This is a genomic window from Clostridium manihotivorum (assembly GCF_004015185.1).
GTDB lineage: Bacteria > Bacillota > Clostridia > Clostridiales > Clostridiaceae > Clostridium_AR > Clostridium_AR manihotivorum.
Genome location: NZ_CP025746.1, coordinates 1264129 through 1276331 on the forward strand (window position 1 = coordinate 1264129; position 12203 = coordinate 1276331).

General features: G+C 28.9%; 12 protein-coding genes and 1 pseudogene. 11 read left to right on the forward strand and 2 right to left on the reverse strand.

Annotated elements, in window-relative coordinates; genetic code table 11:
• Positions 1 to 615: 615 nt before the first annotated feature.
• A complete protein-coding gene (locus C1I91_RS05555) occupies positions 616 to 1584 on the reverse strand; it encodes a hypothetical protein (protein WP_128211895.1) in 969 nt (322 codons plus the stop codon).
• Between the two features lie 317 nt (positions 1585 to 1901).
• Between C1I91_RS05555 and C1I91_RS28030 the strand changes: the two genes are divergently transcribed.
• From C1I91_RS28030 to C1I91_RS05610, 11 genes and pseudogenes are all read left to right on the forward strand, one after another.
• The gene (locus C1I91_RS28030; RefSeq protein ID WP_164880454.1) at positions 1902 to 2714 is read left to right on the forward strand and encodes a Rha family transcriptional regulator; all 813 of its coding nucleotides are present in this window, start codon (positions 1902 to 1904) and stop codon (positions 2712 to 2714) included.
• Between the two features lie 135 nt (positions 2715 to 2849).
• A complete protein-coding gene (locus C1I91_RS05565; RefSeq protein WP_128211897.1) occupies positions 2850 to 3854 on the forward strand; it encodes a hypothetical protein in 1005 nt (334 codons plus the stop codon).
• A 624-nt stretch (positions 3855 to 4478) separates the two neighbouring features.
• Positions 4479 to 5048 carry a hypothetical protein gene (locus C1I91_RS05570; RefSeq protein ID WP_128211899.1) on the forward strand — a complete coding sequence of 190 codons (570 nt, stop codon included), beginning with the start codon at positions 4479 to 4481 and terminating at the stop codon, positions 5046 to 5048.
• A 10-nt stretch (positions 5049 to 5058) separates the two neighbouring features.
• The gene (locus C1I91_RS05575) at positions 5059 to 5967 is read left to right on the forward strand and encodes a hypothetical protein (protein ID WP_128211901.1); all 909 of its coding nucleotides are present in this window, start codon (positions 5059 to 5061) and stop codon (positions 5965 to 5967) included.
• Positions 5968 to 5999: 32 nt separating this feature from the next.
• Positions 6000 to 7145, forward strand: a complete 1146-nt coding sequence (locus tag C1I91_RS05580) for a DUF262 domain-containing protein (RefSeq protein ID WP_164880455.1) — start codon at positions 6000 to 6002, stop codon at positions 7143 to 7145.
• A 576-nt stretch (positions 7146 to 7721) separates the two neighbouring features.
• Positions 7722 to 7952, forward strand: a complete 231-nt coding sequence (locus C1I91_RS05585; RefSeq protein WP_164880456.1) for a hypothetical protein — start codon at positions 7722 to 7724, stop codon at positions 7950 to 7952.
• A 315-nt stretch (positions 7953 to 8267) separates the two neighbouring features.
• A complete protein-coding gene (locus tag C1I91_RS05590) occupies positions 8268 to 9032 on the forward strand; it encodes a recombinase family protein (RefSeq protein WP_164880457.1) in 765 nt (254 codons plus the stop codon).
• 357 nt (positions 9033 to 9389) lie between these two features.
• The gene (locus tag C1I91_RS05595) at positions 9390 to 9653 is read left to right on the forward strand and encodes a hypothetical protein (protein WP_128211909.1); all 264 of its coding nucleotides are present in this window, start codon (positions 9390 to 9392) and stop codon (positions 9651 to 9653) included.
• Between the two features lie 32 nt (positions 9654 to 9685).
• Positions 9686 to 9898 carry a hypothetical protein gene (locus C1I91_RS05600; RefSeq protein WP_128211911.1) on the forward strand — a complete coding sequence of 71 codons (213 nt, stop codon included), beginning with the start codon at positions 9686 to 9688 and terminating at the stop codon, positions 9896 to 9898.
• A 16-nt stretch (positions 9899 to 9914) separates the two neighbouring features.
• Positions 9915 to 10121, forward strand: coding sequence for a hypothetical protein (locus C1I91_RS05605; protein ID WP_128211913.1), 207 nt, complete (start codon positions 9915 to 9917; stop codon positions 10119 to 10121).
• Between the two features lie 221 nt (positions 10122 to 10342).
• Positions 10343 to 10423: pseudogene (locus C1I91_RS05610) on the forward strand (GMP synthase (glutamine-hydrolyzing)); the annotation flags it as partial.
• Positions 10424 to 10694: 271 nt separating this feature from the next.
• On the opposite strand, the gene C1I91_RS05615 reads toward C1I91_RS05610, so the two are convergent.
• Positions 10695 to 11921, reverse strand: a complete 1227-nt coding sequence (locus C1I91_RS05615; protein WP_128211915.1) for an IS256 family transposase — start codon at positions 11919 to 11921, stop codon at positions 10695 to 10697.
• Positions 11922 to 12203 lie beyond the last annotated feature (282 nt).

A 12203-nucleotide genomic window follows, 5' to 3' on the forward strand; every position in this document is an offset into this window, starting at 1 on the left:
AAGATTTTAGATACCAACTAGCATAATTGAATATAGAAAATCTTAAGTTCATTTTAGCATGTTCAGAAACATGTTTCAATGACATTTAAGTATGTGTTGAGATAGGATTAATCACATAATAAAATAACCTATCAGGAATGGTGCTACATCCCCCCACAGTATGAAAAAAGTTACTAAAGGGTAAGGGATAGTTCTGTGCTTTTTTACTGTATCAAGAAAGCACAAATCCCCTGATTGAATGGATTCAGGGTTAACAAAAACATTAGGCTGGATGTCCTGAAGTCATATGACTTGGCAAGATTATAGTAAGATTACCATGTAATTGTTGTTCTAGGGTAGGAATGGAGCAATTAAGGCTGTAATGCTGATACAGATGTTTGAAAGGGTACAACTCTGATACACCAAACAATAATACCTTGCTTAACTGAAGTAAGGTTTCTATGCCCTTCAGGAGGTGTCCACTGGATTCCCAAACAATAGGCATATGTACAAGCAAAGGTAAATAGCAAAATCTAAATTATTATATTTTATAGCTTAATAAATACTTCATATGAAAAGAATATACTTTAAAATGTAGAAAATGAAAAGTATTAACTCTGAATATATAAATATAAGTTAGTTTTGTGTATTAGATAAGAGTGATGATTTCAAAGTATCATTTAAATAAAAAGTTTGAAGAACTTCTTTAAGTATAATTTCAATGTTGTTAGCTTCCCAATATGGGATTCTTATAAGTTTTATGTTATTTATTCTACAAAAGTCATCTTTTAATTTATCCCTTAAATTCTGAATTTTAAGCTTATCTTTACCACCAAAATATTTAACTGGTTTAAAGTGTTGTATTCCATCAAATTCAATAGCAAGTACATTTCCATTATTATTTCTCAATACAAAATCAAATAAGTGCCTTTTTAATCCTTCAAAGCTATATTGATGTTTGTAGCTTATACCATTGTTTTCTAAAAAAGTTATTATCCTCTTTTCACCAAAGCTTGTATTACATTTATGACAGGCACTTAATCCCCTTAGGAAGCTATCAGGTGAAACTTCAAATATATGTCCACAGGTAGTGTGCTTAAGTTGTGTTCTTGTTCTTGCACCATTGTATACTCCAGCAAGCTCATATTCTCCATTAAACTTAATTAAGATTTCTTTCTTGAATGAATCTTCTGTTTTCCATACACACCCATTACACTTAGGACACCTTCTATGTTGCATTAAAAATTTATCAGGTGTAACTAAATACTCATAACCACAGATATTATGCTTAACTTTAATTTTTGTTCTTGCATTTATGTAGGGTTCAAGAAATGAATATTCATTACTAACCTGTTCATGTACTCTATTTAAAAATACTTCATTAGATATTGGCTTGCACTGAGGGCTTCTTTTGGTAGCACATTTGGGACAAGTTATTTGACCACTGTCTTTGAATTTTACAAAAGCTTTTTTAAACACATTACCACACTTACATTTAAATAACATCTTTGTAGAATTTGATTTATATATACTGGATAATAGAATGCAATCTGAAAATTTCTCCACATATTCTCTTACATATTCCATAGTAAGTTTTCTAGGCATATAAGTACCTCCCAAATTAAAAGGTTGTAACTTTAATAGTGAATTATTTTATTTGATAAATTTGAATTGTCATAAAACCAATTGCAAAGCTAGTAGAACAACTCATATTTTCTATGGAAGTTAATCTCAAACTATAATTATTTATATTTTACCCATTTAGACAAGCTGTTATACCTGTTAGTTTAGATTTGAAAGATCCAGTGAAAGTGGATTTAACTTTTTATCATAGTAATTAAGTTAAAAAATATTTAAATGTCACAAATAAGATAAGTTATTTAATATATCCTTTGAAAATAAAATAATCAGGGGGAATACAAATGAATAATTTAGTAATACACAGTATTAATGGGGTTTTGATGGTAGATAGTAGGGAAATAGCTGAAGTGATAGGGAAAGCACATAACAATTTAGTAAGAGATATAGATGGATATAGTAAAGTTATAAGTCAAAACTCAAATTTGAGTTCTGATAAGTTTTTTCTAGAAAGTAGTTATATAACTGGAACTGGAAAAGCATATAGATGTTACCTATTAACTAAAAAAGGCTGTGATATGGTTGCTAATAAAATGACAGGTGAAAAGGGTATTTTATTTTCAGCAACATATATAGAGCAGTTCTATAAAATGGAGGAAACTTTAAATAATCAACAGATGAAGCTTCCAACTACATATAGAGAAGCATTACTACAATTAGCTCAAGCTGAAGAAGAAAGAGAACTTTTACTATTAGAAAATTCCAAAGTAAAGGAATTTGCTGAACAAAACCATGAAAAGGCAAGAGCATTTGAAATAATGTTTGAAATAACTGAAGGATTTGATGTTGAAGCAGTTTCAAAAGCTTTTGGGATTAAAGGATTGGGTAGAAATAATATGTTCCAATATTTAAGAGAAATAGGTTGGTTGACTAGAAAGAATATTCCAAGACAAATGATGCTGAATAAAGGATATATTATTGCAAAGCCTTATACATATAGTAAAGGAAATTATGTAATTAATGATATTAAAACACTTATAACTGAGAAAGGGGTTATAGCATTATATAAAAATCTATCTGAAACATACTTAAGCAAGAAATCTAAAACAATTGAAGAAGTGTTAGGAGGATTAGCACATGAGAAAAACAAGAACTAACAAAATATTTTTCAAAATTAATTAGTAGTTAAATTGTTATTTGTCCATTATAATGTCACAAATGAACTCCAGTATTTAATTTGTAGTATGTAGGGACTGAAGTTTCTACAATTTATTAATACAAGGAGTTTGATTATGTTAAATAATGAATTTAGTCAAGAGTTTGTAGATATCAAAACAGGAGAATACTTCACAAATGAGCAGTTAAGGGAATGTTTTTTAGCAGAAGAAACACTAAAGAAGTCAAAGCAAAGGGATGCATTTAGAAGAAAGCAACAAAAACACTGGACAAACCTAGAAGTTAAAGAAATGCTAGGTGGGGATTTTATACAACAGCAATACATTAATACTGTTAGTGTATGCTTGAGTGATTCAGGAAAGTTTGATTCTGCTTTTGCCTTTAGAATGGCATATTTAACTACTTATATGGATTTCAATAATATACTTGTGTTTGATGCATCCAGTAAGAAAATAACAAGATTTATAGAAGAAAGGGATTTGATAGAAGTTATGGGACTGGCTTCAAAGCAACTAAGGCAATTTAAAAAGACTTGTTTTGATACTGGAATACTGGAATATGAGGTTATAGAAGGTGCTAAGGCTATTAAAGTAAATAAGTTAATTGCATGTAAGGGTAAACTTCCAGCTTATTATAAAAGAAATAGTATAAGAGTATCAGTTCCATATTTACAGGACATATATAGTAGAGCAGAAAATAGAGAACATAAGCAATTAGGTTATTTAATTGGTCTGTTACCCTATATAAACTATGAATATAGTTTGTTATGTTTAAATCCTGAACAGGAATATAAAAATTATTTGCAACCATTAACAATACAGGATATATGCAAAATACTAAAATATGATATTACTAAAGCTTCAAGGCTTTTTGATGAACTTAGAAAAACAACTTTAAATGGACACTGTGTTTTTTGTGTTGCTGGAATAGGTAAAAAAGATGCTTTTTTTCTTAATCCTAAAGTATTTTATAAAGGGGTTACTCCTTCAGGACTCAAATGGCTAGAAGAACTATTTGAGAGTGCTGAAGCATGGGAAGATAGTAGGAAATTAAGAATTAAAAATAAGAAACCTATAGAAAGTTTAAAGCAAATATGTAAAGATGCAAAGATACTGAAATAGGTTCAATAGAGATTGATTTTTAAATTGATGGTGTTTATAACTTCTTAATCTAATTAACATAATCAACTAGACATTCTAGCACTATTATTAATAATTAACTAGACATTTTAGCCTAGCACTTTGGCACTATTGCTGGTTTATAGCTATGTTCCCTATATAAGTATATGTAGTGTACACATAAGAAGACATGCCCTAAAGGGCAAAGCCTAAAGGCTTACAACAAAAATAAGGCACAATCTTAAATATTTGTTTTAATAAACAAGCATAAACATAATAATTATTTAACAGTTGTGCCTGAAGCCATTAGGCTGAAGGCTGGGCTTTAGCTCATAAGTAAAATATTTGATTTTAGTAGGTATCAGTTTGATTTCATTCACAGTGTTAACCAATCATCAGTAGGAATTATAAAAAATAAGAAAGGAAGTCATTATACAGTAACTTCATTAATTATAACAATATAGATAATTAATATTGTGTTTAAACCACATATAAGTTATACAGAAATTGATAACTAGCTAGATTGCTAGTTATAAGTATATTAAGGGATACTTTTTAATATGATATTGCATTGATGCTGAAATAAACTTACAATTAATATATACATTGTAGAATGGTGGTGTTATTATGAAATTTTACCATATGGCAAGGAAAGGTTATTTAAGTCAAGGTCAAGTAATTCAATCAAGGCATATTGATAATATACAATGCATGGATGAATATACATCTAGTATGTTACAAGATTACTTCAATAATACATTTACAAATGGTGTGTGTGTACATGGAGAACATTACTTTGCAGTAGGTGGTGGTTATACATATATATACCCAATAACTGAATTATTGTTAGAAAAAGGTAGACAAGCAATTGATAAGAATTTGCCATCTAGAGTAAATGCTATTTTTTCACTTGATAATATTGATAGATTCAATCAATTATGTTCTTTAATGAAGGTAAATCTTGAAGACTATGACATATGGGAGGTTGAATCAGAGAATAGTTTCAGAGGTGATATGTTTTTAATTGATACTATTCAAGGACTAGTGATAAGTAATCAATCAATTCTTATTGCATCAATGTTGATAGACTATTATTGGAAAGGGGAACCATTGCAAAAGTTTTTAAAAAGTGATGAGCCTTTTTGGGAGTACTTATTACAACCACCAGTTAAGGTTATAAAAAAAGTAAATTTATGAGGTGCACAGTTTGGGGGATATAGATAAATTAAGAGGGCAAGAGTTATATGAGTCAATAAAAGAATATATTGAGTATGATGAATCTAAAAAAATTAATCAGAATATATTTAATAGAATAGTGTTTAACAAAGAGGAACTTTTATCACTATTTAATGAATGCAGTATTGAATTTGATGCTACAGGAATCTATGGAGATAAAACAGATTATTTTAAAGAATTTGTTCAAATAAGAGTTCCAATAGCATTAAAGAGTAAATTAGATAAATATGGGTATTATCTAGATGGTGTTTGTAGAATTTATTATAAGCCAAATGGTAAATATGAGCTTGCAGGTATTAATATATTACCTGATAGAAAAAGAATTGTATCTAGAAATATTGAATTTATTGAAAAGCAAGTACAGGTTAATATAGATCCTAAAAATATAGTATATGATAACTTTAAAATTCATGTAATTACTAATAGTTATGATAAGGTGGAAAAAGATTATATTATGGAAGCATGTAATTGTGGAATTAGTGGTAATAGGCTAGCAACAGCAACTATGATAGGGTGTGCAGCTGAAAGATTGTTGATTCTATTGTGTGAAGCATATTCTGCCTATTTAATTAAGCATGGTTCACAAACAGAAATCTCTAAGTTTAATAATGAAATACTCAATGCTAAGAAAGCTCATAAAAGGTTAGAGGGGTTTTTTAAAGTAATTTCAAATAAGAAAGAATTATTTAGTCAACTTGGATTTGAAAATCATGAAATTAATTTTTCTTTTTTGGATATAATTAGGCAGGTTAGAAATGATGCTGGGCACCCAACAGGTGTTGTGATTGAATCAGAAAGACTGCAAACAATAATTACAAATTACAGCTTACTTTATAATAAAATACATGAGTTAATTGATGCTTTATATAAATATGAATAGTATTAATTTAAAAAATGGGTTGGAGGCAATTTATGAATTTAGTAAAGGCAATTGATGAGGAAACAATTTTACAACAACAGGATTCACTTATAGAAAAGATAACAGGTAAAAGACAAGAGGTTAAACCTGATAGAGCTGATATGACATTTGGAGAAATAATTAATATGTATAGTAATAATGAAATTGTTATATCTCCAGAATTCCAGAGAGCTTTTAGATGGGAAGAAGAAAGACAAACAAGATTTATAGAATCATTACTATTAAGTATACCAATTCCTCCAATATTTGTTGCTGAGACCAAAGAAGGAGTGTGGGAGCTTGTAGATGGGCTTCAAAGACTATCAACTGTTCTGTCTTTTTTTGGACAATTAAAAGTGAAAGATAAAAACAATTTAGTCTTGACTGAAGGTTCATTAATTAAAGAATTAAAAGGGTTTACTATAAAGACATTGCCTGAAAGATATGTTTTGGCTCTAAAGAGAGCAGTTTGCAGGGTTGAAATAATTAGGTTTGATAGTGATGTAGAAATGAGATATGAATTATTCAATAGATTAAATACAGGTGGGGTAAAATTAAGTGAGCAAGAAATAAGAAATTGTATCTTTAGAGGATTTAGTAATGAATTCAATGCTTTTATAGTTGATTTATCAAAAAGAAAAGAATTTGAAGACAATGTTGCTAAAAAAGAAGATTCTAGAGAAAGAATGTATCTAGAAGAACTTGTTTTAAGATATTTTACACTTAAGAATTATGGGACAAGATATCAACATATACAGAAACATATGGATTCATATATGTTAAGTGTAACAAAAGGTGAAATATTGTTTGATTATAATGAAGAAGAAAAAATATTTATGAGAGTAATGAAAAAAATAAATGATTTGGGCTCAGAAGTTTTTAGATTGGAGACATTACCTTTCTCAACCAGTATATATGATCCAGTTATGATTGCCTTTTCAAACAATATAGATTTTATTGACAAATTGAGCAAAGAAGAAATTTGGGCAAAACTTGATGAAATGAAAAATGATGAAGAATTCAGAAAGCAGACTAAAACATCAAGTAGTAGTAGAAGTAGGGTTGTAAAGAAAATTGAAATTGCAAATCATATTTTCTCTGAAATAAAAGAAAAGAGACCTAAAGAAATTGTGAAGCCTAAGCAATTAAAACTTTTTTAGTAGTTATTCTTAAATAAATAAGTTGTATTAAGTATAGTTAATATATTCTTTATAGTTTCTACAGTTAAGATAAAAGATAGTATATTTTAAAATTTATAATGTTTTTTAATATAGTCAAATAGCTAATTAAACTCTTAATGATACAAAAATAAAAAATAAGAAGAATTCCAATATTATGAGATTACTATAATAATACAAACACTAAAAATAGATTTTAGGTGAATGATTAAAACAAAATTATTGATTTGATACACTATAGTAAATTGAATAAATAAATTTATGTTTTTTCATTAAATGACTATTAAACAAAATAGACTTAATGCATCATTTTAATATTTTAATAAGTCATAAAGTTAAGGCACAGCAATCAATAGAGTGTAAAGAAGTTTAAAGCATGTCTTATCAGAGATTTTTATTGAAAATATTATTTATCCTAGAGTGTTTCAAAACTATACTTTTGGAACAAAGAAAATAACACCCTTGAAACCCTGATTCTTTGGTGGATATTTGTATGGTTTGAAACAGACATTTAAACATAAAGTTTTTAGATACAAGGAAGAAGGTAGGTCATGTGATATGAGAATTTTATTTGATGAAAAAGAGCTGGAGGAAATATCAAGAAGAAATCAAGAAAGAAAAAATAGGGTGAATCCATCAGACTCAAGGAAGAAGCAGATTTATAAAATGAAAAGTTTAGGAACTTGTATTTGTGGCAAGCCTTCAGCTGTACCAACAGGATGGTGTATAGAATGTTGGAATAGGGTAGAAAATGAGATAATAGCAGAAGTAAATCAACCCAAATTCTAATTGTTTTAAAACATAATATTAGGCTAGTGAGTGATTTATAAAAAAATTAAATAGAGCAATGGGTTTTGTATGAAAGGTTTGGAGCTATAAGTAGATTAAGTTTCAAGCCTTTATTTGTCCATTATAATAGATTTTTAGCATTTATATTATAAGGGAAAATTATTATGTATCTAAATGTATACAAATAGAAACACTTTATGTGGTGAACTCAAAGTATGATTATTCTATTCAAGTTACTGTTTCTAAAGGTGTACAAACTAAATGTGAAATATTTCTAAAGTATAGTTGATGTTTAGAAACAAAGGTGGTATTATAATGTATGGAAATATTTATCACCCCATACAGGGGGCACAGGGGATAGTAGCTAATAATACAAGCTGTTTTAGAATAGATATAATAAAAATTAACTTAGTGGCAATATATGGAGGGAACCAAGTGGGCAAGAAGTTTGGATATGCTAGAGTGTCAACAGCTGAGCAGAATGAAGCAAGGCAAATAAAAGAATTTAAGAAACAAGGTGTTAATGAAGCACTAATATTTACAGATAAAGCTTCAGGAAAAGACTTTAATAGACCTGAATATACTAGATTAAAGGCAATATTATCAGCTGGTGATGAACTTTATATACACTCAATAGATAGGCTTGGGAGAAACAAGCAACAAACAAAAGCTGAATTTGAAGAATTAAAAAATATAGGGGTTATTATAAGGGTGTTGAATTTACCAACAACTCTAATTGAAGTTCCAGCTGGTAGTGAAGCTATGTTTGATATGATTAATAATTTAATGCTTGAAGTATTAACAACAATGGCAGAACAAGAAAGAAAAAATATAAGATCAATGCAAAGACAAGGAATAGATGCAATGGTTGTTGATTCTGAAACTGGTAAAAAAGTTTCTCAAAAAACAGGAAATGCAACAGGTAGACCAGCAAGGAAATTTCCTATAGGTTGGGAGGATGCTTATAAAAGCTGGAAAGAAGAAAAACTAACTGCAACAGCAACTATGGAAGTACTTGGATTAAAAAGAAATACATTTTATAGGTTAGTTAAAGATTATGAAATGGTTCAGAGTAAATAATAAGTAAATTACTGTGATTTGCAATATATTTTAGAAGAAATTAAATATGACAATAGTACAAAATATAACATCTTCTATGATTAAGGAATGAATCCAAAATAATAGAAGGTGTTTTGTGTTTAAAGATAATTTTTAAGATCTAATATATAAGGTTAATATGTAAGTGTAAATAATAAATACTAATATAAAAATATGAATTTTAGAAGGAAATTTTAATATAGTATAGAACATAAGGTATGATATGGTAATAAGGCTATATATGCAAGTTGTATGCAGGGCTAGTAGCTTAAGTAGGTTTATTAAAAATTAATATAAATTTAGATGAGATAATAAATTTATAATTCATAGGAGGATAATATGGAGTACATTTCAGAAGAAGGTTATATTCTATTCAGCAAGTACCCTGAAGAAATAGAAGAAAACAAATTTTTACTGATAGAAAACCCTGACAACTTTAAAAGGAAGCTTTTAGGGGAATTTGATACTGAAATAGAAGCCTATCAAATTTATAAGAAGGTAAGTCACCATAGGAAAAAGGTTGCTAAAGGTAAAGTCATTTACAAAACTGTTTTAGGAACTAGGCTTTTATGGGATTATGAAGAATATGATGAAATTAAATAGCTGTAACAATGGTAAAGTAAGGTGAATATTCAATGATAGAAAGTATTGAAATATTAGTTGTTCAAAATTATGACTTAGATTGTGAAAAGGTTTTTTATTGTGGTGATTCAGAACTTGAAGCATATAGGAAGTATAAAAACCTATCAAATGGTAAGAGGAATATTTTCAAAGCCAAGGTATATAAAAGAAATTTCTTAAATACACCTTTCATAATGAAATATGAGATATTAGAAATATTGGCTTAAGAGGAAAGATGATAAGATGAATGAAACTATTGAATTATTAGTAATACATATTGATGGGCAATATGGAGAAGCAATTTACAAGGCTGAAAATGAACTTGAAGCATATAGAAGATTTAAGAGCCTGAAAGGTAGGAAGAAAATTGTTAAAGCTAAAGTGTACTATCAAAATATAATGAATACACCATTTATAAAGAAGTATGAAGTACTTGAAACATTGGCATAAAGAAGTGAATACCAATAAATTTAAATTTTAACTTTAGTATAGAGTGTAGATTATATAATGTTATATTGAAAAATAACTTTCAAAATACAGTACATAATAGGAAACAACTTTTGATTTATTGTGAAATGATTAGTGAAATAGCAGTTGAAATGACTTGAAATATACTGTAAGATAGATACATGTCACAAAGAAGAAATAACAAATATTCATAAAGAACAGTTGTAGTCAATGAAGTTCAAGGAGTAAACAGAATTGTTTATGATGTAACTTCAAAACCACCAGCAACTATTGAGTGGGAATAGAATAACCTTTTAGAAATCAATAAAAATGCTATTTATAGGTGCTGCGATATTTCTTATATCGTGGCACTTGAGAACGTCCATCGATTTGTGTAAATTAGTTTAGACAAGTTGTTATGTATTTGGAAATTACCATAGGATAAAAGTTCCTGTGGTAATTTTTATTTTTTTGGATATTACTAATATTAAGAAAGTGTAGTTGATTTTAATGCTATTTTTAGCAATAACTTTATTATTATTCATATTTATTCAAAAAAGTTCAAGCCTATAGAATCTAGATATATTCCTCAAGTCTTTCTTTAAACATTATAGAAAGCTGTGCTAATGTTCCAGCCCAATTCTGATTGGGTGAAGTCCACTTACCCATTATTTGTTCAGTGGCTAAATATAGCGCTTTCCTAAGCGCGTCATCGGTAGGAAATGAGGTTCTTACTTTAGTGAATTTTCTTAGCTGTCTATTAAATCCTTCTAAAGCATTGGTAGTATATATTATCCGTCTTATATCTTGAGGAAAATCAAAGTATGTAGATAAGTTATTCCAATTATTATTCCATGAATCTATTACAATTTGATACTTATTCCCCCAAGTATCTTCCAAGTCTTTCAGGGCGACTAGAGCAGATTCTTTAGTAGCTGCCTTATACACCAACTTTAGGTCATTAATGAATTGTCTGCTATCCTTAGAAGCGATATATTTTATAGAGTTCCTTATTTGATGAACTATACAAGTTTGTATGTTGACATCGGGAAAAACTGCCTTTATAGCATCGGGCAGGCCTTTTAGGCCATCCATACAGGCTATAAGTATGTCTTTGACACCCCTATTTTTTAGGTCATTGCATACTGATAGCCAAAACTTAGCTCCTTCTTGTTCACCTATCCATATTCCAAGGATATCTTTGTAGCCTTTTAAGTCTAACGCCATGCAGATATATGTGGCCTTGCTAACAATTTTATGCTCATCTCTAACTTTAAAATGTATAGCATCCATATACACTATTGGATATACTTCTTCTAGAGGCCTATTCTGCCAGGCCACCGCTGTATCCATTACCTTATCGGTAATTTTCGATATCATTGATGGAGATATATCTACCCCGTAAAGTTCATCTATTTCAGATTTAATGTCATCTACAGACATTCCTCGTGCGTATAGGCCAATTACCTTTTTATCAAGCTCGTTGCATACAGTTTCATATTTCTTAACTATCCTAGGCTCAAATTCAGCTTTTCTGTCCCTTGGGACGGAAACATCTACATCTCCAAAACTGGTTCTTATATTCTTTTTACTATATCCATTTCTGTAGTTTCTATCATCACCTTCGTTACGCTCATATTTTTGTCTACCAAGATGATCTTCCATCTCAGCTTCTAGAAATTGTTGTAGTATATCTCCAAATAGTCTCTGCATGAGTCCATTCTTACCAACTAAGTCCTCCATGCTTTTACACTTATTTAGTTCACTTTTCAAATCAATATCTGGTACAACTATATTCTTCATTTTTTACTCCCTTCATAAACACCTTGTAGTTATTATTTCCATTATTACCAACTACATATACAAAAAAGAGCATCTTTAGATTTGATTTACACAAATCTAAGGATGCTCCCTGGCACTTTTTTATGTTAGAAGATCCCTTCATGTACTTTTTTCAGTATTCATTATAAATTAGGTAGCAATTTAATCAAAACTATTAATTAGTGGAATAATTTCATAGTAAATAATAATTTTGTACTATATAAAGAAGTTTATTAATGATGTACAATACTATGATGAATATTG